At 32.2% G+C, this 24,706-nt stretch carries 13 protein-coding genes; all 13 read left to right on the top strand.

Going from position 1 to position 24,706, the window contains the following annotated elements; translation table 11 throughout:
- Positions 1 to 29: 29 nt before the first annotated feature.
- The 13 genes from G507_RS0106930 to sov all read left to right on the top strand — a co-directional run bounded on the left by G507_RS0106930 (position 30) and on the right by sov (position 24,683).
- Positions 30 to 3,077: a TAT-variant-translocated molybdopterin oxidoreductase gene (locus G507_RS0106930; RefSeq protein ID WP_026716821.1), complete on the top strand. Its 3,048-nt coding sequence runs from the start codon at positions 30 to 32 to the stop codon at positions 3,075 to 3,077.
- 33 nt (positions 3,078 to 3,110) lie between these two features.
- Positions 3,111 to 4,517 carry an NrfD/PsrC family molybdoenzyme membrane anchor subunit gene (gene nrfD, locus G507_RS0106935; RefSeq protein WP_026716822.1) on the top strand — a complete coding sequence of 469 codons (1,407 nt, stop codon included), beginning with the start codon at positions 3,111 to 3,113 and terminating at the stop codon, positions 4,515 to 4,517.
- A gap of 4 nt (positions 4,518 to 4,521) precedes the next feature.
- Positions 4,522 to 5,046 carry a DUF3341 domain-containing protein gene (locus tag G507_RS0106940; RefSeq protein WP_026716823.1) on the top strand — a complete coding sequence of 175 codons (525 nt, stop codon included), beginning with the start codon at positions 4,522 to 4,524 and terminating at the stop codon, positions 5,044 to 5,046.
- 8 nt (positions 5,047 to 5,054) lie between these two features.
- The gene (locus G507_RS0106945) at positions 5,055 to 5,597 is read left to right on the top strand and encodes a c-type cytochrome (protein ID WP_026716824.1); all 543 of its coding nucleotides are present in this window, start codon (positions 5,055 to 5,057) and stop codon (positions 5,595 to 5,597) included.
- Between the two features lie 30 nt (positions 5,598 to 5,627).
- Positions 5,628 to 6,971 carry a cation-translocating P-type ATPase gene (locus G507_RS0106950; RefSeq protein WP_026716825.1) on the top strand — a complete coding sequence of 448 codons (1,344 nt, stop codon included), beginning with the start codon at positions 5,628 to 5,630 and terminating at the stop codon, positions 6,969 to 6,971.
- Positions 6,972 to 6,990: 19 nt separating this feature from the next.
- Positions 6,991 to 8,142: a cytochrome c oxidase subunit II gene (locus G507_RS0106955; RefSeq protein WP_026716826.1), complete on the top strand. Its 1,152-nt coding sequence runs from the start codon at positions 6,991 to 6,993 to the stop codon at positions 8,140 to 8,142.
- Positions 8,143 to 8,168: 26 nt separating this feature from the next.
- On the top strand, positions 8,169 to 9,935 hold the full coding sequence (locus tag G507_RS0106960) for a cytochrome c oxidase subunit I (protein WP_026716827.1): 1,767 nt from the start codon (positions 8,169 to 8,171) through the stop codon (positions 9,933 to 9,935).
- Between the two features lie 72 nt (positions 9,936 to 10,007).
- Positions 10,008 to 11,030 (top strand): Holliday junction branch migration DNA helicase RuvB, encoded by a 1,023-nt coding sequence (gene ruvB / locus G507_RS0106965; protein ID WP_026716828.1) that lies wholly within the window; start codon positions 10,008 to 10,010, stop codon positions 11,028 to 11,030.
- Positions 11,031 to 11,047: 17 nt separating this feature from the next.
- On the top strand, positions 11,048 to 12,382 hold the full coding sequence (locus G507_RS0106970) for a cytochrome P450 (protein ID WP_026716829.1): 1,335 nt from the start codon (positions 11,048 to 11,050) through the stop codon (positions 12,380 to 12,382).
- 62 nt (positions 12,383 to 12,444) lie between these two features.
- Positions 12,445 to 14,550, top strand: a complete 2,106-nt coding sequence (locus tag G507_RS0106975) for a T9SS type B sorting domain-containing protein (protein ID WP_084518943.1) — start codon at positions 12,445 to 12,447, stop codon at positions 14,548 to 14,550.
- An 84-nt stretch (positions 14,551 to 14,634) separates the two neighbouring features.
- Positions 14,635 to 16,920 (top strand): NADP-dependent malic enzyme, encoded by a 2,286-nt coding sequence (locus tag G507_RS0106980; protein ID WP_026716831.1) that lies wholly within the window; start codon positions 14,635 to 14,637, stop codon positions 16,918 to 16,920.
- A 22-nt stretch (positions 16,921 to 16,942) separates the two neighbouring features.
- Positions 16,943 to 17,524, top strand: coding sequence for a Holliday junction branch migration protein RuvA (gene ruvA, locus G507_RS0106985; protein WP_026716832.1), 582 nt, complete (start codon positions 16,943 to 16,945; stop codon positions 17,522 to 17,524).
- Between the two features lie 4 nt (positions 17,525 to 17,528).
- A complete protein-coding gene (gene sov / locus G507_RS0106990; protein WP_051191513.1) occupies positions 17,529 to 24,683 on the top strand; it encodes a T9SS outer membrane translocon Sov/SprA in 7,155 nt (2,384 codons plus the stop codon).
- Positions 24,684 to 24,706: the final 23 nt, after the last annotated feature.

The following is a 24,706-nucleotide window of genomic DNA, read 5'->3' on the forward strand; positions in this document are numbered from 1 at the left end:
ATAATTTAAGAAGCTAATATTTATATACAATGGCATCAAACAAAAAATACTGGAAAAGTGTTGAAGAGCTAGACGAAAATAGCTCTATTGTTGAGACGCTAAGAAGCAACGAGTTTGTGGAGCAAATACCAGTTGATGAGTTTTTAGGAGATAAAGAAAATTTATCTTCTTCTTCAACTTCTCGTCGTGACTTTTTAAAATACGTTGGATTTAGTACTGCAGCTGCATCTTTGGCTGCGTGTGAAGGTCCAGTTGTAAAGTCAATACCTTATGTACTTCAACCAGAACAAATAATTCCAGGTGTTGCTGATTACTACGCAACAACGATTGCTGATGGTTTTGATTTTGCTAATATTTTAATCAAAACTCGCGAAGGTCGTCCTATTAAAGTAGAGAATAACAATTTAGAAGGTGCAAGATCTGGAGCTAACGCAAGAGTTCACGCATCAGTTCTTTCACTATATGATAGTCTACGTTTAAAAAAATCAAAAATTGATCAAAAAGACTCTGATTGGAATGCTGTAAATGCAAAAATCAAATCTAGTCTTGAAGACGCAAAAGCAAAAGGAGAAAGTGTTGTGGTTTTAACTAACACTTCTGCTAGTCCTTCAACGGATACTTTGTTAGCAAATTTAATAACTAAATACCCTAATGTTAAGCATGTAGTTTATGATGCAGTTTCTGAGTCAAATGCACTCGATGCTTTTCAAGCAGTTTATGGTGTTAGAGCTTTAGCTAATTACGACTTTTCAAAAGCTGATGTTATTGTATCTGTAGGTGCAGATTTCTTAGGAGATTGGCAAGGTGGTGGTTTTGATTCAAGTTATGCTAAAGGAAGGATTCCTAAAAACGGAAAAATGTCGAAGCATATCCAAATAGAGGCAAATATGTCTTTAGCTGGTGCAAAAGCAGATAAAAGAATTCCATTAACTATTGCTAATCAAAAACAAGCTTTAGTTAAACTATATAATGTTGTTTCTGGTGCATCTGTTGGTACATCAAAAATTGACAAATATGAAGCAGATGTTTTAAAAGCAGCTCAACAATTAAAAGCAGCAGGCTCTAAAGGAGTTCTTGTTTGTGGATTAGATGATGTTGATGCTCAAATGCTAACATTGGCAATTAATAATCAATTAAATTCTGAAGCTTTCAATACTTCAAACGCGATTCTTACAAGAAAAGGTAACGCAAAAGAAGTAAATCAACTAGTTTCAGACTTAAAAGCAGGAAAAGTTCACACTTTATTAATGAGTGGAGTTAATCCAGTATATACTTTATCAAATTCAAAAGAGTTTGTAGAAGGTTTAAAGAAAACAAAATTATCTGTTGCATTTTCAATGAAAGAAGATGAAACAGCAAAAGTTGCTTCAATTGCGGCCGCAACTCCACATTATTTAGAATCTTGGGGAGATGTTGCAATAACTAGAGGGAACTATAGTATTCAGCAACCAACTATTAATCCGTTGTTTGATACAAAACAATTCCAAGAAGTATTATTGTCGTTAACTGATAATGCAACTTCTTACCATGATTATTTAAAGAGTAATGCTCCTTTAAATGGAAAAACATGGAATAAAGCCGTGCATGATGGATTTGTTGCAAGTGAAGCTTCAGCTTTAACAGCAACATCTGCAGATTATGCTGCTTCTGCATCTAAATTAGCAAGTGCTAAATCATCTGGAATGGACCTAGTATTGTATACTAAAGTTGGTTTAGGTGATGGGCAGCAAGCGAATAACCCTTGGTTGCAAGAATTTCCTGATCCAATTACAAGAGTATCTTGGGATAATTATGTTACTGTTTCTAAGAAAGATGCTGAAAAATTAGAATTAGAAAATTGGAATGTTGCGAATGGAGGTCTTAACGGAAGTTATGCTGATATTAAAGTTGGGAATACTACACTGAAAAATGTACCAGTAATTATTCAACCAGGTCAAGCTGTTGGAACGGTTGGTTTAGCATTCGGATATGGTAAGAAAGAGTCAATGAAGTCTGAAATGCAAGTAGGTGTAAATGCTTATGAGTTATATGCTAATTTGAACTCAAATTTATCTGCAAGTATTTCAAAAGCTAGTGGTGAACATGAATTTGCATGTGTTCAGTTGCAAAAAACATTAATGGGTAGAGGTGATATCATCAAGGAAACTACATTAAGTACTTTTGTAAAAGAAAATTCAGAAGTTTGGAATCCAACTCCTATGGTTTCTTTAGATCACAAGGAAGTTCCTGCTACATCAGTAGATTTATGGGAATCATTTGATAGATCAACAGGTCATCATTTTAATTTATCTATTGACTTAAATGCTTGTACAGGTTGTGGAGCATGTGTTATAGCATGTCACGCAGAAAATAATGTGCCAGTAGTTGGTAAATCTGAAGTAAGAAGAAGTAGAGATATGCACTGGTTGCGTATTGATAGATATTATTCTCACGAAGAAACATTTGCTGGTGATGTTGAATTAAAAGAGAATGCTCACGGATTGACTAGTGTAATTGGTACATTGAAAGATATGGAAGATCCTTCGGAAAATCCACAAATAGCGTTTCAACCAATTATGTGTCAGCACTGTAATCACGCACCATGTGAAACTGTTTGTCCAGTTGCCGCAACTTCTCATAGTCGTCAAGGTCAAAACCATATGGCTTACAACAGATGTGTTGGTACTCGTTATTGTGCAAACAACTGTCCATATAAAGTAAGACGTTTTAACTGGTTCTTATATAATAAAAACAGTGAATTTGATTATCACATGAACGATGATTTAGGACGAATGGTTCTTAATCCAGATGTGAATGTCCGTTCTCGTGGAGTTATGGAAAAATGTTCTATGTGTATTCAAATGACACAAAAAACTATTCTTGACGCTAAACGTGATGGAAGACAAATCAAAGACGGAGAATTCCAAACAGCTTGTTCATCTGCTTGTTCAAGTGGAGCGATGGTTTTTGGAGACGTTAACGATAAAGAATCTCAAATAGCTGAATTAGCAGAAGATAAAAGAATGTATCACTTACTAGAACATATTGGAACAAAACCAAATGTGTTTTATCATGTGAAGGTTACAAACGATAAATAAAATTTTTAATTAACAAGAAACAATATAAAGGATATGTCGTCTCATTACGAAGCACCCATTAGAAGACCTTTAGTAGTAGGAAATAAATCCTACCACGATGTTACAGTAGATGTTGCTAGACCTGTTGAAGGTAGAGCAAACAAACTTTGGTGGACAGTTTTTACAATCGCACTTGCTGCATTCCTTTGGGGATTAGGTTGTATGACTTACACTATAACTACAGGTATAGGTACTTGGGGATTAAACAAAACAGTTGGTTGGGCATGGGATATCACAAACTTCGTTTGGTGGGTTGGTATCGGTCACGCAGGAACCTTAATTTCAGCAGTACTATTATTATTCCGTCAAAAATGGAGAATGGCAATTAACCGTTCTGCAGAAGCAATGACGATTTTCTCAGTAATGCAAGCAGGTTTATTTCCGATCATTCACATGGGTCGTCCATGGTTAGGATACTGGGTATTACCTATTCCAAATCAGTTTGGTTCATTATGGGTTAACTTTAATTCGCCTTTACTTTGGGATGTATTCGCAATTTCAACGTATCTTTCAGTATCATTAGTTTTCTGGTGGACTGGTTTGTTACCTGATTTCGCAATGATTAGAGATAGAGCTGTTACACCTTTTACCAAAAAGATATACTCAATTGTATCTTTTGGATGGAGTGGTAGGGCAAAAGACTGGCAACGTTTTGAAGAAGTTTCATTAGTATTAGCTGGATTGGCTACACCTCTTGTACTTTCGGTTCATACAATTGTATCTTTTGACTTTGCAACTTCTATCGTTCCAGGTTGGCACACAACAATTTTACCACCATATTTCGTGGCTGGTGCAATTTTCTCTGGATTTGCAATGGTAAATACTTTGCTTATCATTATGCGAAAAGTATCAAACTTAGAAGAATATATTACAGTTCAACATATCGAATTAATGAATATTGTAATTATGATTACGGGTTCTATTGTTGGAACGGCATATATTACGGAATTATTCATAGCTTGGTATTCAGGTGTAGAGTATGAACAATACGCATTCTTAAACAGAGCAACTGGTCCTTACTGGTGGTCATATTGGTTGATGATGTCTTGTAATGTATTTTCTCCACAATTTATGTGGTCTAAAAAACTAAGAACAAGTATTACTTTCTCTTTCATAATCTCCATTGTAGTAAATATTGGAATGTGGTTTGAGCGTTTTGTAATTATTGTTACATCTTTACATAGAGATTACTTACCTTCGTCTTGGACAATGTTTCAACCAACGTTTGTTGATGCAGGTATATTCATTGGAACTATCGGATTCTTCTTTGTATTATTTTTATTATATTCTAGAAGTTTCCCAGTAATTGCTCAAGCTGAAGTTAAAACAATTTTGAAAACTTCAGGAGACAATTTCAAAAGAGCAAGAGCACAACAAGATAATAATTCAGATAATCATTAATAATATCATGAGTAAAGTTATACACGCTATATACAATGATGATGATGTATTATTAGATGCAGTTCACAAGACTAGATCTGCACATCATCATATAGAAGAGGTTTATACTCCTTTTCCAGTACACGGATTAGATAAGGCAATGGGATTGGCACCAACAAGAATTGCAATTGCTGCTTTCTTATATGGTTTGGTTGGTTTGTCTGTTGCAACTGCAATGATGAATTTTATAATGATTAGTGATTGGCCTCAAGATATTGGGGGAAAACCAAGTTTTAGTTATTTACAAAATATGCCAGCATTCGTTCCAATTATGTTTGAATTAACAGTGTTTTTTGCCGCTCACTTAATGGTTATTACCTTTTACATGAGAAGTAAATTATGGCCATTTAAACAAGCTGAAAATCCTGACGTAAGAACAACTGATGATCATTTTTTAATGGAAGTTGGAATTCACGGAAATGAAGAAGAATTAGTATCTTTCTTCAAAACTACTGGAGCAGTTGAAGTTAAAGTAATAGAAAAGCATTAATACAAGATATGAAAAGCTTATATAAAATAATAGTACTAGTAGGTTTGTCAATTATGGTAACTTCTTGCCATGATAATGCTAAACCAAACTATCAATTTTTCCCAAATATGTATGAATCTGTTGGATATGAAACATATTCAGAAAGTGATGCATTTAAAAATGGAAAAGAAGGACAATTAGTGCCAGATGGTGCTATCAAAAGAGGTTTTGTTCCATACGAAATCCCTAATACACCTGAAGGTTATGCTATGTCTAAATCTATGACATCACCTTTAGATTCTATATCATCTAATCCAGAAAAAGGAAAAGAATTATATAATATCTATTGTGCAATTTGCCACGGTGAAAAAGGAAACGGTAAAGGAAAACTAGTAGAAAGAGAAAAATTTTTAGGAGTACCTAGCTATAAAGATAGAGAAGTTACTTCAGGAAGTATTTTCCACGTAGTAACTTACGGATTAAACTCAATGGGTTCACATGCAAATCAACTTTCACAAGAAGAAAGATGGCAAGTAGCTGATTATGTTTTAAAATTGAGATCAGAATTATAATTGTAAAACACTTTTTTGAAAATAAAAGATATGTACACTTTTTCAAGTAAATTAAAAACTTTTTCACTTATTCTTATTGTTTTAGGAATAATAGGGATTGGGTATGGATATATTTCTACTCCTAGCTCTATTGAAGAAGTAGAAAAGATGTTGACCGAAAGCCATCATGGTGGACACGGTGAAGCTTCTTCAGATGCTCATGCAACTCACGACGCACCTGTTGCTCATGATGCAAAAGATGTTCATGCTGATGCTGAACACAAAGAACATGTTGAACATGTTTATCATCAGTTACAAAACAAACCATGGTCTGCTCTATATGTTGCAGGTATTTTCTTTTTCCTTTTAACAATGGGTGTTTTAGCATTTTATGCTATACAAATTGCTTCTCAAGCAGGTTGGTCTCCAGTTTTGTTTAGAGTTATGGAAGGTATAACGGCATATTTATTACCGGGTTCAATTATATTTTTCGTTTTGTTATTGGCTGCTTCTTTTCATATTGGTCATAATGGTATGTTCACTTGGATGGATCCAGAAGTGGTTAAGGAAGATAAGTTAATCCAAGGGAAAACTGCTTTTTTAAATGTTCCTTTCTTCTTGATAAGAGCAATTATCTTTATTGGTGTATGGAATTTATATAGACACTTCGCAAGAAAATTTACTTTAGCGCAAGACGAATCTACTGATGATTCAAATTATAAAAAATTATTCAAAGCTTCTGCTGCTTTTTTAGTATTCTTTATAGTATCAGAATCTATAATGTCATGGGATTGGATCATGTCTGTTGATCCACATTGGTACAGTACATTATTTGGATGGTATGTTTTTGCAAGTTTCTTCGTAAGTGGAATTACTGTTTTAACAATGATAACTATCTATTTAAAATCTAAAGGGTATTTGCCAGAAGTAAACAAAAGCCACATACAAGATTTAGCAAAATTTATGTTCGCATTTAGTATCTTTTGGACTTACTTATGGTTCTCGCAATTTATGTTAATTTGGTATGCAGATATACCAGAAGAAGTGACGTATTATGTAACAAGAATCGAACATTATAACTTGCCATTTTTCGGTATGTTAGCTTTAAACTTCATTTTCCCAATACTAATTCTAATGAATGCTGACTTTAAGCGTTTAACTTGGATTGTTATCGGAGCAGGTGCAGTAATATTATTTGGTCATTATTTAGATTTCTTCAATATGATTATGCCAGCTACTGTTGGAGATAAATGGTTTATTGGAGCTTCAGAAATAGGATCAATACTTTTCTTCGCAGGTTTATTTATTTTAGTAGTGTTTACAGCTTTAACAAAAGCACCACTTATTGCTAAAAGATATCCATTTATGGAAGAAAGTAAACATTTTCATTATTAATATTTAAAGAGATAAACAAATGACGAGTTTATTGGTGATTTTTGTTTTAGTTTTAATTGGAATTGCTGTATGGCAGTTAACTAAAATATTTGATTTAACTCAGGTTGGTGAAATTACAGATGATTCTGGAGTTGCTAACGACAGGGATAATAGTGTGAATGGTTATTTAATGTTTGGATTTTTGGGATTCATTTACTTATTTACAATCTATTCCTTAATTGCTTGGGGTGAATTTGTATTAGGTACTCCAGCATCAGAACATGGAGTAGAAGTTGACAACTTGATGGAAATATCAATGTGGTTAATTTTCTTTGTACAAACAGTTACACAGTTTTTATTACATTACTACACATTTAAATATAGAGGTAAAGAAGGTCAAAAGGCATTATATTTTGCGGATAACAATAAATTAGAAGCTGCTTGGACAATAATACCTGTTATAGTTTTAGCTGTATTAATTTTATATGGATTATATACTTGGAATCAAATCATGTATTACGATGATGAGGAAGATGTAATGTATGTTGAATTATATGCTAAACAATTCGGTTGGCAGGCACGTTATGCTGGTGATGATAATACTTTAGGAAAGGCTAATGTAAGATATATTGAAGGTATAAATACTGTAGGTGTTGATTTGGAAGACCCTAATGCACAAGATGATAAAGTTGTGTCTGAATTACATTTGCCAAAAGGAAAAAAAGTAGTATTTAAAATACGTTCCCAAGATGTTCTTCACTCAGCTTTTATGCCACACTTTAGAGCACAAATGAATTGTGTTCCTGGAATGGTAACTCAGTTTGCTTTTGTTCCAACAATTACAACTGCAGAAATGAGACAAAATGAAGCAATCATTTTTAAAGTGAATAAAATAAACAAAATTAGAGCTAACAAAAGTATTGATTTAGTTGCAAATGGTCAAGCAGCACTTGATCCTTATACTTTTGATTACTTGTTGTTATGTAACAAAATTTGTGGAGCTTCTCATTATAATATGCAAATGAAAATTGTGGTAGACTCACCAAGTGATTATAAAAAATGGTTAGCTGAACAACCTACGCTTTCTTCTCAATGGAAAGAAGCAAATGCACCTAAAGTTGAAGAAGTTAAAGAAAAAGCAACAGAAACGATTGTAGATTCTACAAAAGTTATAGCTCAAGTTATAAAATAATATAGAAGATTTCAAAAAATATAATTATGTCACACGAACACGGTCATCATAAAGAAACTTTTATTACTAAATATATTTTTAGTATAGATCACAAGATGATTGCTAAGCAATATCTAATTACAGGTTTATTAATGGGAATTGTAGGGGTAGTTTTATCACTATTTTTCCGTATGCAAATAGCTTGGCCAGAAGAATCTTTTGAAATTTTTAAAATTTTCCTAGGTGAAAACTTTGCTCCAGGTGGAGTGATGAGAAATGATATCTATCTTGCCTTAGTTACAATTCACGGTACTATAATGGTATTCTTTGTATTAACTGCAGGTTTAAGTGGAACGTTTAGTAATTTACTAATTCCATTACAGATTGGAGCTAGAGACATGGCATCAGGATTCATGAACATGCTTTCATATTGGATGTTCTTTGTTTCTTGTATAATCATGTTAAGCTCGTTATTTATTGAAACTGGACCTGCTTCAGCGGGCTGGACAATATACCCACCATTAAGTGCTTTACCACAAGCCATACCAGGTTCTGGTTTAGGAATGACTTTATGGTTAATTTCAATGGCTATTTTTATTGCATCTTCATTAATGGGGTCTTTAAATTATATCGTTACAGTAATTAATTTAAGAACAAAAGGGATGTCTATGACAAGATTGCCTCTTACTATTTGGGCTTTCTTTCTTACTGCAATTATTGGTGTAGTTTCATTCCCGGTATTATTCTCAGCTGCCTTATTATTAATTTTTGATAGAAGTTTTGGAACATCATTCTTCCTTTCCGATATATTTATAAGTGGTGAGGTTTTACATTATCAAGGTGGTTCACCTGTTTTGTTCGAACACTTGTTTTGGTTTTTAGGACATCCAGAAGTTTATATTGTTATTTTACCAGCAATGGGACTTGTTTCTGAAATTATTGCAACAAACGCTCGTAAACCTATTTTCGGATACAGGGCTATGATTACATCTATTATTGCAATTGCATTTTTATCAACAATTGTTTGGGGTCATCACATGTTTATCTCAGGAATGAATCCATTCTTAGGTTCAGTGTTTACTTTTACAACATTATTAATTGCAATTCCATCTGCTGTTAAAGCTTTCAACTGGATAACTACTTTATGGAAAGGAAATTTACAGTTAAACCCTGCGATGTTATTCTCAATTGGTTTTGTGTCAACATTTATTACAGGTGGTTTAACAGGAATTATTCTTGGAGATAGTACATTAGATATAAATGTTCATGATACATATTTCGTAATTGCTCACTTTCACTTAGTAATGGGTATATCTGCATTATATGGTTTCTTTGCTGGAGTTTATCATTGGTTCCCAAGAATGTTTGGTAGAATGATGGATAAAAATTTAGGTTACGTTCACTTTTGGGTAACTGCAGTTTGTGCTTATGGAGTTTTCTTTCCAATGCACTTTATCGGAATGGCAGGTTTACCAAGACGTTACTATACAAACACAGCTTTTCCTTTATTTGACGAATTAGCAGATGTTAATATACTTATAACTGTTTTCGCAATAGTTGGAGCAGCATTTCAAATTCCTTTCTTTTGGAACTTCTTTTACAGTATTTTCAAAGGTAAAAAAGCACCAATGAATCCATGGAAAGCGAATACATTAGAGTGGACTGCACCAGTTGAACACATACATGGTAACTGGCCAGGAGAAATTCCAGAAGTACATCGTTGGCCTTATGATTATAGCAAACCAGGTCATGATGAAGATTTTGTCCCTCAAAACATTCCTATGAAAGAAGGAGAAGAACAATTACATCATTAAGATTTTATACTATAAATTAAAACCTTTCCAACCGGAAAGGTTTTTTTGTTTTACTTTAATTATATTTGCTAAATGAACGAGAACCTTGATCCAACAAACCTAAATTTTAAACCAGAAGAACTTGACCTTGAAAAAAAGTTGAGACCTCTTTCATTTGATGATTTTACAGGTCAAGAACAAGTTTTAGAAAATCTTAAAATTTTTGTTGAAGCTGCAAATCTCAGGGATGAAGCTTTAGATCACACTTTGTTTCATGGACCACCTGGTTTAGGAAAAACAACTTTGGCTAATATTTTAGCAAACGAATTGGGTGTTGGTATAAAGATAACTTCTGGTCCAGTTTTAGATAAACCAGGAGATTTAGCAGGCTTGCTTACAAACCTCGAAGAAAGAGATGTGCTTTTTATTGATGAAATTCATCGTTTAAGTCCAATTGTAGAAGAATATTTGTATTCAGCAATGGAAGACTTTAGAATAGATATAATGATTGAGTCCGGACCTAATGCAAGATCAGTTCAATTAAATTTAAATCCATTTACTCTTGTAGGTGCAACAACTCGTTCGGGATTATTAACAGCACCAATGAGAGCGCGTTTTGGAATTCAAAGTCGTTTACAATATTATAATACGGAACTTTTAACCACAATCGTTCAAAGAAGTTCTTCAATTTTAAATATGCCAATTACCATGGAAGCTGCTATTGAAATTGCAGGAAGAAGTAGAGGAACGCCTAGAATAGCAAATGCTTTATTACGAAGAGTAAGAGATTTTGCTCAAATAAAAGGTAACGGAAGCATAGATATTGAAATTGCTCAGTTTGCTCTAAAAGCACTTCACGTAGATGCACATGGCTTAGACGAAATGGATAATAAAATTCTGTCAACAATTATTGATAAATTTAAAGGTGGCCCCGTTGGATTATCAACTCTAGCTACTGCTGTTTCAGAAAGTAGTGAAACTGTTGAAGAAGTGTATGAACCTTTTCTTATTCAAGAAGGATTTATAATGCGAACTCCAAGAGGAAGGGAAGTTACAGACAAAGCATACAAACACTTAGGTAAAATTAGAAATAATATACAAGGAGGATTGTTTTAAATATTCAAAATAATTAAATGAGTTTACCCAATAAAATTCCTGAAGTTTCTTTTTTTAGATTTCTCAATCATGCAAATAACATTTTAAAAAATCCTTTGCCTTTTCATGCTGTGAATTTTAATAAATTAGGAGATATTTTCCGTTTAAACATTGGTTTAGGTAATTCTGTTCTTTTTTGTCGAGATGCAAGTCTTTTACAACACGCTCTTCAAAAAAATCAAAAAAACTATACTAAATCGGATATTCAAACTAAAGATTTAGCTAAATATGTTGGAAAAGGGTTATTAACTGCTGAAGGTGAACATTGGAAAAAACAACGAAAATTAATTCAACCAGCTTTTCATAAAAGTCAATTAATACTTTTATTAGATACAATTCAACAAACAATTTTAACAGAATTAAAAAACATTAAAACAGGAAAGCCAATAGATATATTTCCAGTTTTTAATGATTTAGCCTTTCAAACTGTTGTAAAGTCTATTTTTAACATTGACATATCTAATTCAGATATCACTTCCCTTCAAAATACTACTGAAGCTACTCAAAATATGTTGGTTCAAGAGTTAAGACAACCTTTTTTAGTTTGGTGGTTTAATTTATCTGGAAAAACTAAAAAACACTTAGATTTAACCCAAAACTCAAGATCAATTCTTAAAAGGTTAGTTGAAGAAAGGAAGCAAAGTAAAGCCAAACACGACGATTTATTAGAAATGTTGTTAAATGCAAGATATGAAGACGGCTCAAGCATGGATGAAAATAAATTGGTAGATGAAATTTTAATTTTATTTGCTGCTGGTCATGAAACAACTTCAAATGCCTTAACTTTTATTTGCGAATTATTGGCTAGAAATCCTGATTCACAATTAAAAATTCTCGAAGAAATCCAAAATGTAAAATCTGAATCTAATGAAATTATGTATTGGATAAAAAATGCTAATTACACTAAATTAGTAATTGAAGAATCCATGCGACTTTATCCACCAGCCTATTTTATCGATAGAGTTAACATAGAAGAGGAAAACTTTAATGGATTGACTTTGCCAAAAGGATCTAATTTATTATTTTCAGTTTATGAAATTCATCGTCATCCAGATTTTTGGAATAACCCCCTAGAATTTATTCCAGAACGTTTTCTAGATGAAAAAATTAAGTTTTCAAATAATTATTTTCCTTTTGGCGCTGGGCCTAGAATGTGTATTGGGAATAATTTTGCTATGTATGAAATGATTCTTTCAATAATTGCATTAGTTGAACAGTTTGAAATTATTGAAAAGAGAGAGCCTATCCAAATAAAACCATTAATTACATTGAAACCTTTTAATGCAATTTTAGAATTTAAAAATAGATTTTAAGTTTTTCCCAAAATTCTGTGTTAGATTTTTCTTATATTTGATGCTTACTATTATTAAAATTTATGAAAAATATATTTTACATATTCATATTTTCGTTGTTAAGTTTTACAATTTTTGGTCAAAACCTTCCAAATGATTGTCAAAATTATATTCAGGCTTGTGACAACCAAAGTGTTTCGTACAATGTCTCTGGTGCAGGTGTTCAAGAAATTATTCCACAGTCGTGTGAAAGTCAGGAAAACAATTCATTATGGCTTAGAGTTACAATAGCTCAAGCTGGGACTTTAGGATTTACTTTAATTCCTGACAGTGCTAATATTATTGAAGATTATGATTTTTGGGTTTTTGGGCCTGTTTCTGATTGTAATAATTTAGGATTGCCTATAAGATGTTCAACTACAAATCCCGAAGCAGCAAATCAGCATAACAATTATACAGGAATGAATGCTAGTTCTACTGATATTTCTGAAGGTCCAGGTGCTGATGGGAATAGCTTTGTAAAGCAATTAGATGTTTTAGCCGGTGAAAGTTATTTTATAGTGATTGATAGGCCTGTTGGAAGTTCGCCATTTACTTTAAATTGGTCTGGTACTGCTACAATTGCGAATCCTTTTTCGACTCAAAGTTTTGATGATTTTGAGGATGTTATTTTATGTGATGATGGTGCTGATAATCTAGAACCATATGATTTTTTAGCTTTATCTGCTCCATTTTTAGGAAGTATCACAGGATATACAGTTTCTTATTTTGCTTCAAACCAAGATGCTTCTTTAAATATAAATGAAATAACAGGAACAATAAATGTTTCTCAAGGAACTTATTTTGCCAGAATTGATCATATAACCTCTTCTTGTTTTATTATAAAACCAATTGAGGTTGTTTTTAACAGCATGCAGCCGTTGCAGATTTTAGGTTGTGATGAAACACCTGATGGGATTTATAATTTTGATACATCAAATTTAGAAGTAGATTTATTAAATGGACTTACTGGGTTTGATTTATCATATACCGATGAAAATAATAATTCTCTGTCAAGTCCATTGCCAAATCCATTTATTACAAGTTCTCAAACTATAAATGTTACGCTCACAAGTAATACGGGTAATCCATGTACGTTTGACACAACTATTGCATTCATTATCAATAATAAGCCTCAGTTTTTTGCAGTGCCTTCTAGCTTAACAACTTTGTGTAATCAAAATGATCCTAGTCAAACAACAGAATTTGCCGATTTTGATACTTCATTATTTCAAGCTACAATTGTAGGAAGCCAAACAGGTGTTTTAGTTGAGTATTACGATCAAAATAATGTGTTGCTTTCAAGCCCATTGCCCAATCCTTTCACGTCTTCAACTCAGAATATTACTGTAAAAGTTATTAATTCAAATGATTTAAATTGTTTTACGACGGGTGTTATTTCGCTTCAGATACTTTCGTTGCCTAATATTGAATTAAATGGACAAGAAGTATTTGTTTGTAATAATTTGCCAAATTACTTTGTGAATTTAGACGCTGGTTTAAACAATGCAAATCAGATTTCTAATTTTACTTACCAGTGGAATCTAAATAATTCTATTATTCCAGGAGAAACTGATTATACTTTACAAGTAAATCAGGCTGGAAATTATTCAGTGACTGTCGCAAATTCAAACAACTGTGAAAACACAAGAACAATTATCGTTAATGAATCTAATATTGCAAAAATTGATAACATAGAAGTTTATGATTTAACCGATAATAATACATTAGTTATAGTTGCTTCTGGGATTGGAGAATATTTATACAGTTTAGATAATATTAATTACCAAGAGTCAAATTTATTTAATGATGTTTTACCCGGAATTTATACTGTTTTTGTAAAAGATGAAAGAGGCTGTGGAATTAAAAATAAAGAAATAAATGTGTTAGGTGCTCCAAAATTCTTCACCCCAAACGGAGATAGTTACAACGATTATTGGAACATCAAAGGTGTTGATGCAAAACTAAATGCAAAGACCATAATTAGAATTTTTGATCGCTATGGAAAATTATTGACCCAGATTAATCCCTTAAGTTTAGGTTGGGACGGAACTTACAATAAACAAACACTACCAGCAGATGATTATTGGTACACAATTGAGTTAAATAATGGAAGGATTGTTAAAGGACATTTTTCATTATTGAGATAAGTTTTTTTAACTAAAAGAACTTCATTAAAATTTTTTTCTTTCAATCCTTATTTTACCTTTGTAGGTTCATATATAATCTGTTATATGCACAAAGATACAAAACGAAGAGAAGCCTTATTATATCACGCAAAACCTACTCCTGGTAAAATTCAGGTTGTACCAACAAAAAAGTATGCGTCACAGCGTGATTTGTCATTAGCCTATTCCCCTGGAGTAGCAGAACCTTGTTTAGAAATTGCTAAAGATGTTAATAATGTATATAAATATACAGCTAAAGGAAATTTAGTTGCAGTTATTACAAACGGAACAGCTGTTTTAGGACTTGGGGATATTGGTCCAGAAGCATCTAAGCCAGTGATGGAAGGAAAAGCCTTGTTGTTCAAAATATTTTCTGATATTGATGTATTTGATATTGAAATCGGAACAAAAGACATTGAAGAGTTTATAGCAACTGTAAAAAATATTGCTCCAACTTTTGGAGGAATAAATTTGGAAGACATTAAAGCTCCAGAATCATTTGAAATTGAAAGACGTTTAGTTGAAGAACTAAAAATCCCAGTTATGCATGATGATCAACATGGTACTGCAATTATTTCATCAGCGGCTTTACTTAATGCACTTGAATTGGCAGAAAAAGAAATTTGCAAAGTAAAAGTCGTTATTTCTGGTGCTGGTTCTGCTGCCTTAGCATGTGCCAATTTATATGTTTTACTTGGTGTAAAACTAGAAAACATTATTATGTTTGATAAAGATGGTGTGCTGTCTAAAGACAGAGCTGATTTATCGGAATTACAAAAAAAATATTCTTACGGTAAAAAAGGAATAAACTTAGCTGAAGCACTAAATGGCGCAGATGTCTTTTTAGGACTTTCTGCCGGAAACATATTAACAGCAGAAATGTTGTTGACAATGAATGATAATCCTATTGTTTTTGCAATGGCAAATCCAGTTCCTGAAATTGATTATAACGTAGCAATAAATGCTCGTGAAGATATAATTATGGCAACTGGTCGTTCTGATCATCCTAATCAAGTTAACAATGTACTTGGTTTTCCTTATATTTTTAGAGGAGCTTTAGATGTTAGAGCTACAAAAATTAACGAAGCTATGAAAATGGCAGCTGTTAAAGCTTTGGCAGAATTAGCAAAAACACCAGTTCCAGAGCAAGTAAATATTGCTTATGGTGAAACTAAATTAAACTTTGGGAAAGATTATATTATTCCAAAACCTTTCGATCCAAGATTGATAACAGTTGTAGCTCCAGCAGTTGCAAAAGCAGCTATGGATTCAGGTGTTGCTCAAATTGAAATTACGGATTGGGAAAAGTATGAAGAAGAATTATTAGAACGTTTAGGTTCTGATAATAAAATGATTCGACTGCTAATAAACAGAGCGAAAACAAATCCAAAAAGAATAATTTTTGCAGAAGCAGATCATCTAGATGTGTTAAAAGCAGCTCAAATTGTCCTTGAAGAAGGAATTGGAATACCGATTTTACTTGGAAATAAAGAAATTATCCAAGAATTAATGGAGGAAATTGGTTTTGAAGGTGATGTGACTATCATTGATCCCAAAACTAAGGAAGAAAACGATAGAAGAAATAAATATGCTAAAGCCTTTTGGAAAACGCGCAAAAGAAGAGGAATTACGCTTTTAGATGCTGAAAAATGGATGCGCGAGCGCAATTATTTTGCTGCAATGATGGTTAACGAAGGTGAAGCTGATGCAATGGTTACGGGTTATTCAAGAAGTTATCCTTCTGTTGTTAAACCTATCATGGAGCTAATTGATAAAGGGCCAGGAGTAACAAGAATTGCCACTACCAACATGATGATGACTTCTCGTGGGCCAATGTTTTTATCTGACACAGCAATAAATGTAAATCCTTCAGCAGAAGATTTAGCTAAAATTGCATTAATGACAGCCAAAACAGTAAGAATGTTTGGTATGGAACCAGTTATTGCTATGGTTTCTTTCTCAAATTTTGGTTCTTCACAGAATGAAAGTTCTAAAAAAATTAGAGAAGCAGTTGCTTACCTACATAAGTATTATCCAGATTTAATAGTAGATGGAGAAATTCAAACTGATTTTGCTCTGAATTCTGAATTGCTGAAAAGTAAATTTCCTTTTTCTAAATTAGTAAATAAGAAAGTAAATACGTTAATTTATCCCAACTTAGACGCAGCGAATATTACTTATAAGATGCTGAAAGAATTAAACAAAGCAGATTCAATAGGTCCAATCATGATGGGTTTAGATAAGCCTGTTCATATTTTTCAATTAGGGGCAAGTGTTGAAGAAATGGTCAATATGGCAGCAGTTGCTGTTGTAGACGCTCAAGAAAAAGGAAGAAAAATCAAGAAGAATTAAACAAAACGTTAAATAGTTTTATATGATTACACATATTCAAGGAAAATTAGTTGAAAAAACGCCAACAGAAGTTGTTATTGATTGCAACGGTGTTGGCTATCATATTAATATTTCTTTGCATACTTTTTCTTTACTTCCAGATTCCGAAAATTTAAAACTCTATACTTTTTTACAAGTAAAAGAAGATTCTCATAGTTTATATGGCTTTATTGAAAAGCAAGAAAGAGAATTGTTTAAATTGTTGATTTCTGTTTCAGGAATTGGCGCTAACATTGCAAGAACAATGTTGTCTTCTCTTTCTCCAACAAATATTATTCAAGCAATTGCCTCAAATGATGTGGCAACAATTCAGTCAATTAAAGGTATCGGAGCCAAAACGGCACAAAGAGTTATTTTAGATTTAAAAGATAAAGTGTTAAAAACATACAGTTTAGACGAAGTTTCAACATCTAATTACAATACAAATAAAGAAGAAGCGTTATCTGCTTTGGAAGTTTTAGGGTTTATTAGAAAAAATGCAGAAAAAGTGATTGATAAAATTATCAATGAAAATCCTAACGCAACTGTTGAAAACATCATTAAACAAGCATTAAAAAACTTATAATTACTTGGAAAAGAATAACTTATTGAACAACTTATTTAAGTTTGTTGCAGCAGTTTTTTTACTACTGATTGCTCCGTTTGCATTTGCACAAGAAGTTGAAATTGATTCAACTAAAATGGGCTATAGCCAAGGTAGTTTAGGTATATCAAACCCTAGTAGTATTCTTGAAGCTTACACTTATGATTCTGTAACGGATAGGTATATTTATTCTAATACTTTTGAAGGATTCAATATTAATTACCCAATAATACTTACTCCTGCTCAATATGAAGAATTGGTTTTAAGAGAATCAATGCGTGAATATTATAAACAAAAGTTGAGTGCTGTTGATGGAAAAAAAGAAGGTTCTGAAGAAGCTAAAAGAGATTTATTGCCAAGATATTATGTCAATTCAAAATTATTTGAAACCATTTTTGGAGGAAATACAATTGATGTAAAACCTACAGGTTCTGTCGAGATGGACTTAGGAATGCGTTTCACTAAACAAGATAATCCAGCACTTTCTCCTAGAAATAGAAAAAACTTTACTTTCGATTTCAATCAAAGAATTAGTATGGGATTGCAAGGAAAAGTAGGAACACGTTTAAATGTAAATGTCAACTACGATACACAATCCACTTTTGCTTTTCAAAATTTAATAAAATTAGAATATACCCCAACAGAAGACGATATTATTCAGAAAATCGAAGTTGGTAATGTTAGTTTGCCAATAAATAGTACCCTTATTCGTGGTGCTCAAAGTTTATTTGGGGTTAAAGCACAATTGCAATTTGGAAAAACTACTGTAACTGGAGTTTTCTCTGAACAAAAATCACAAACAAAAACTGTAAATGCTGAAGGTGGAGCAACTATCCAAGATTTTAGTTTATTTGCTCAAGAATATGACAATGATAGACATTATTTCTTATCACAATATTTTAGAAACAACTATGATAATGCATTAAGAAATTACCCATATGTAGATAGTAGAATTCAAATTACTCGTATTGAAGTTTGGATAACAAACAGACAAAACAGAGTTAATACGCAAGATAATAATTTAAGAAATATTATTGGACTTCAAGATTTAGGAGAGGCTCAGTTAAATAATATTGCAGATGCTGATATTATAGGATTAAATCCTATTCCTGCTGGTTTTTTTAATGTAGCTATTCAAACCCCAACAGACAATAAAAACAATAAATTTAACCCTAATCAAATCGGACAACCTGGTTCTTTATTAAATAACGGAATTAGAGATATTGCTACTGCAGGAACTGGTTTTAATGTGTCTGGTGTGCTTGAAGGACAAGATTATGTCAAACTAGAAAATGCTAGAAAATTAAGTGCTAATGAATTTACGTTTCACCCTCAACTAGGATATGTTTCTTTAAACCAAAGACTTTCAAATGATGAAGTTTTGGCCGTTTCGTATCAATATACAATTGGTGATGATGTATATCAAGTAGGAGAATTTGGAACAGACGGTGTTGATGCAACTCAAGTAGATAATACTTCAGGTGTTGCAACTCCTTCAACGCAAAGTTTGATTTTAAAAATGTTAAAAGGAACTTTAGTGAATGTAAATAAACCAGTATGGGACTTGATGATGAAAAATATTTATCAAATTCCAGGTGGTTATCAATTAGAAAGTGAAGATTTTAAATTCAACATCTTATATACAGATCCTTCTCCTTTAAATTATATAACTCAAGTAGGTACAACAGCTTTGCCTGCTGGTGTAGCTGAAACTCCTTTAATAAAAGTTCTTAATTTAGATAAATTAAATTACACAAATGACCCTCAACAAGGAGGTGATGGTTTCTTCGATTTTATTCCGGGAATAACAATAGACGCTCAATATGGTAGAATTATTTTCACCAATGTGGAACCTTTTGGAAAATTACTTTTTGATAAATTAAAAGTAGGTACGGAAGATTATGATGTTGATTTGACTTATAATGAAAACCAAGATAAATACGTTTTTAGAAATTTATATAAGCAAACACAAGCGGCTGCTTTGCAAGAAAGCGAAAAAAATAAATTTCAATTAAGAGGTAGATATAAATCAACTTCTGGAGATGGAATTCCAATTGGAGCATTCAATGTGCCTCAAGGTTCTGTAGTAGTTACAGCTGGTGGAAGAGTTCTTGTGGAAGGAATAGATTACACAGTAAACTATCAATTAGGAAGAGTTTATATTACAGATACTTCTTTGCTAGCTTCAAATACACCTATTCAAGTATCATTAGAAAACAACGCTGTTTTTGGTCAACAAACTAGACGTTTTTGGGGAATGAATGTAGAGCATAAATTCAATGAAAACTTCTTACTTGGAGGTACAATCTTACACATGTCTGAAAGACCTTTCACACAAAAAACAGATTACAATCAAGATTCGGTAAATAATACAATTTTTGGATTAAACGGTAATTTCTCTACAGAAGTGCCTTTCTTAACAAGATTGGCAAATAAATTACCAAATATTGATACAGATGTACCTTCTAATTTATCCTTTAGAGGTGAAATAGCCTATTTAAAACCTGGAGCTTCAAAAACCTCAAATTTTAATGGTGAATCTACTGTATATATAGATGATTTTGAAGGATCACAAACAACAATAGATATGCGTTCTGCTTCTGCTTGGAGTTTAGCCAGTACACCAATAGATTTTGGAGGAGAATTAACCGAAGGTGATTTAGCCTATGGATACAAAAGAGCAAAAATGTCTTGGTATTCTATTGATCCTGTTTTTTATACACAAGCACCAGCAGGAATTTCAAATCAAGATTTATCAACAAACAGAACTAGAAGGATTTTTAGTCGAGAATTATATCCTCAAACTGATATTGCTCAAGGTCAAACACAAGTTGTTTCTACTTTAGATTTAACCTATTTTCCAAAAGAACGTGGTCCTTATAATTTTAATCCTACGGCTACAAGTAATACTTTTCCAGGAGGAACAGAGCAAGACAATTGGGGTGGAATTATGAGAAGCATAAATTCTACAAACTTTGAGCAATCGAATGTAGAATATATTCAGTTTTGGATATTAGATCCATATTATAATGAGCAAGGTGTAATTGATAATTCAGGTACTAATGAAGGAAAACTGGTATTCAATTTAGGAGAAATATCAGAAGATGTTCTAAAAGACGGAAGAAAATTATATGAAAACGGATTGCCAGAAGCCGGTGTAGTAACCGCAACAAATGCTTCAGCTTGGGGAAAAACTCCAGCCTCACAATCTTTAATTTATGCTTTTGATACAAATGATGGTAATAGACAAGTACAAGATGTAGGTCTAAACGGATTATCAGATGCTGAAGAAGCGGCACAGTTTTCAGCTTTTGCAGGAAATCCTGACCCAGCTGCAGATAATTATCAATTTTATTTAAATGCGACTGGTAGTGTTTTAGAAAGATATAAAAATTACAATGGAACACAAGGTAATTCACCTGTTAATGTAACAGATACAAATAGAGGAAGCACAACTTTTCCTGATGTAGAAGATATTAATAGAGATAATACCATGAATACCATAAATGCGTATTATAAATTTGAAATAGATATTAATTCTAATCCTCAAGTAGGACAAAATTATGTAGTTGATACTCGTTTAGTTGATAACATCGAATTACCTGACGGAACGCAAGCAAAATCAAGATGGATTCAGTATAAAATTCCTATTTTAGAAGCTGCTGCTGCAAATGCTGTGGGTTCAATTTCAGATTTTCGCTCTATTCGATTTATGAGAATGTTCTTAACTGGATTTAACGATGATGTGACTTTGCGTTTTGGAGCTCTAGACCTAGTAAGAGGCGAATGGAGAAGATATACAAATACTTTAGATGAAACAGATCCTGATCCAACGGATGATAATACAGGATTTGACGTTGTTGCTATTAACATACAAGAAAATGCAAATCGTTCACCTATTCCTTATGTGGCTCCTCCAGGTGTTGAAAGAGAGCAATTGTACAACAATAACACTATCATTAATCAAAACGAACAATCTCTTTCCTTAAGAGTTTATGATCCTAATTCGGGTAATTATGTTGACGGATTACAACCAAATGATTCAAGAGCAGTTTTCAAAAATGTAAATGTGGATATGCGTCAGTTTAAGAAAATGCGTATGTTTTTACACGCTGAAGCTTTGCCAAATCCAGAATCTACTCCTTTACAGGATGATGAAATGGTAGCGTTTATCCGTTTTGGAAATGACTTTACACAAAATTTCTATCAAGTTGAGATGCCTCTAAAAGTGTCTTCTCAAAGTGCAAGGTCTGCAGAAGATGTATGGTTGTCAGATAATGAGATTAATATTCCATTATCATTATTAACCAAGTTAAAAATATTGGCTTTGTCAAATGATCCTACAATTATTTATGACGTCAACGGAATAGGATATGTAGAAGAAGAAGCAATTGGTTCTTCTGATAGTAAATTAACTTTAGGTATAAAAGGAAATCCTAATTTTGGTTTAGTAAGAACCTTAATGATTGGTGTTAAAAATAAAAATGGTTCGCAACCAATTAGAGGTGAAGTTTGGTTCAATGAATTGCGTATGTCTGAAATGGACAATAAAGGTGGATATGCTGCTGTAGCAAATTTAGATACAAATATGGCAGACTTTGCAACTGTTTCTGCTACAGGTAGATTAAGCACAATTGGTTTTGGTTCTCTAGAACAAGGTCCAAATGAAAGAAGTAGAGAAGATGTAAAACAATATGATTTAGTAACCAATTTCAATTTAGGAAAATTATTGCCTAACAAATGGGGGATTAATTTGCCATTTAATTATGCGGTTGGTGAAGAAAAAATCACACCAAAATACGATCCATTTTATCAAGATATTGAATTGCAACAATTACTTGATATAACTCCAGATAAAGCGGAAAGAGATAATATTGAAGAAAGAGCAATTGATTATACCAAAAGACAGAGTATTAACTTTATTGGTGTAAGAAAAGATAGAGCTCCAGATCAAAAACAACGCATATATGATCCTGAAAACTTAACACTTTCTTATTCTTATAATGAAACTCAACATCATGATTTTGAAATTGAAAGTTTAACCGATAAGCAAGTTAAAACAACGGTTGATTATGCTTATGCATTTAAACCTTCAGCAATTGAACCTTTCAAGAAATCAAAAGTGTTTTCTAAGGGAAATTATTATAAAGCATTACAAGATTTTAACTTTAATTTCTTACCAACAAGTATTGCATTTAGTTCAAACATTTTAAGACAATACAATAAGCAACAATTTAGACAGGTTGATGTACAAGGAATTGAATTAGACCCTTTGTATAGAAGAAACTTCTTCTTTAATTACAACTACGGGTTTAATTACAAATTGACAAAATCGCTTTCATTTGTTTATAATGCTAACTCAAATAACATTGTAAAAAATTATTTAGATTCTAATAATGCACCAATTGATTCATTCTCAATTTGGGATGATTTTTGGAATCCTGGAACACCAAATCAACACAATCAACAATTAGTAGTTAATTATGAATTACCAATTAATAAACTACCATTTTTAGGATTTGTTAAATCAAATTATTCATATACTTCTGATTATAACTGGACACGTTCATCTAGTGCTTTTGCAAGTATCGAAACTCAGGCAGGAGATATTTATCAATTAGGTAATACAATTCAAAATGCTAATTCTCATAAGTTAAATACAACTTTTGACATGGCTTCTTTCTATAAAATGCTTGGAATTGGAGTTAAAAAAGCACCTAAAACTAAAGCTGCCGCACCACCAAAACCAGGTGAAAAAATTGTAGCTAAACCTAAAGTTGGTGCGTCAAATGATCAAAATATCTTTGTTAAAGGGTTAATTGGGGTTTTAACAAGTGTAAAAAACATTCAAGTTAACTATACTGAAAATAACGGAACAGTTTTACCAGGATTTTTACCTGGAGTTGGATTCTTTGGAACAACTAGACCAACGGTTGGATTTGTTTTAGGAAGCCAATCAGATATTAGATATGAAGCAGCAAAAAATGGATATTTGACTAATTTTCCTGATTTCAATCAAAACTTTACGCAAGTAAAAAACAAACAATTGAATCTTACCGCTCAAATGGAAGTATTCAAAGACTTTAAAATAGATTTAAACGCTGATAGAACTTTAGCAGAAAATTTCTCTGAACAATATGATGTTTCAGCTGATGGAACATATAATCCAAGATCACCTTATGACTTTGGTAATTACAACATTTCAACTATTTTAATAAAAACAGCTTTTAGTGAAAGTACAGATGTTTTTTCTCAAGCTTTTCAAGACTTTAGAGACAACCGTTTAGTTGTTGCAACACGTTTAGCAGAAGCGTACTATGGAGCAGGCGGAATTCCGAGTTATGATGCTGAAGGTTATCCAACAGGATTTGGTAAAAATAGTCAACAAGTATTATTACCTTCTTTCTTGGCCGCTTATTCTGGTCAAAGTGCTAGTAAGGTTTCAACTAATGATTTTAAATCAATACCATTGCCAAATTGGAATGTAAAGTATACTGGTTTAATGAATTATAAGTTCTTTAAGGATAAATTCAAACGTTTCTCAATTCAACATGGTTATAGAGCTAGTTATGGTATTAACCAATTTAGATCTAATTTGAATCCAGAAGTAAATGACCAAAATGGAAATATTTATGCTAAAAGAATTATTTCAAATGTAAATTTAGCGGAACAATTTAATCCTTTAGTTCGTTTTGATTTTGAAACTAAAGGTTCTTTAAAGTTCTTGGCTGAAATGAAAAAAGACAGGACTTTAAATATGAGTTTTGATAATAACCTTTTAACTGAAGTAAAAGGAAATGAATATACTTTTGGGGTTGGATATAGAATAAAAGATGTTACAATAAGTTCAACTTTAGCCGATACACCAACAGGAGTAATTAAAAGTGATGTAAACTTAAAGGCCGATTTCTCTATCAGAAGAAATGAAACAATAGTAAGGTATTTAGATTATGATAACAATCAATTATCAGGTGGACAAAACTTAATGTCAATTAAATTCACTGCGGATTATTCATTCTCTAGAAACTTTACAGCCATATTTTATTATGATCACCAGTTTTCAAAAGCAGTTATTTCTACAGCATTTCCACTCACAACAGTTAGAGCAGGATTTACTTTGAGATATAATTTTGGAAATTAATTAAAAAAAATTGACATTATTAC

The organism is Flavobacterium gelidilacus DSM 15343, assembly GCF_000422685.1.
GTDB classification, from domain to species: Bacteria; Bacteroidota; Bacteroidia; order Flavobacteriales; family Flavobacteriaceae; genus Flavobacterium; species Flavobacterium gelidilacus.

Coding starts and splice junctions, on each gene's coding strand:
- G507_RS0106930 (WP_026716821.1), top strand. CDS start 30: ATGGCATCAAACAAAAAATACTGGAAAAGTGTTGAAGAGCTAGACGAA.
- nrfD (WP_026716822.1), top strand. CDS start 3,111: ATGTCGTCTCATTACGAAGCACCCATTAGAAGACCTTTAGTAGTAGGA.
- G507_RS0106945 (WP_026716824.1), top strand. CDS start 5,055: ATGAAAAGCTTATATAAAATAATAGTACTAGTAGGTTTGTCAATTATG.
- G507_RS0106950 (WP_026716825.1), top strand. CDS start 5,628: ATGTACACTTTTTCAAGTAAATTAAAAACTTTTTCACTTATTCTTATT.
- G507_RS0106955 (WP_026716826.1), top strand. CDS start 6,991: ATGACGAGTTTATTGGTGATTTTTGTTTTAGTTTTAATTGGAATTGCT.
- G507_RS0106960 (WP_026716827.1), top strand. CDS start 8,169: ATGTCACACGAACACGGTCATCATAAAGAAACTTTTATTACTAAATAT.
- ruvB (WP_026716828.1), top strand. CDS start 10,008: ATGAACGAGAACCTTGATCCAACAAACCTAAATTTTAAACCAGAAGAA.
- G507_RS0106970 (WP_026716829.1), top strand. CDS start 11,048: ATGAGTTTACCCAATAAAATTCCTGAAGTTTCTTTTTTTAGATTTCTC.
- G507_RS0106975 (WP_084518943.1), top strand. CDS start 12,445: ATGAAAAATATATTTTACATATTCATATTTTCGTTGTTAAGTTTTACA.
- G507_RS0106980 (WP_026716831.1), top strand. CDS start 14,635: ATGCACAAAGATACAAAACGAAGAGAAGCCTTATTATATCACGCAAAA.
- ruvA (WP_026716832.1), top strand. CDS start 16,943: ATGATTACACATATTCAAGGAAAATTAGTTGAAAAAACGCCAACAGAA.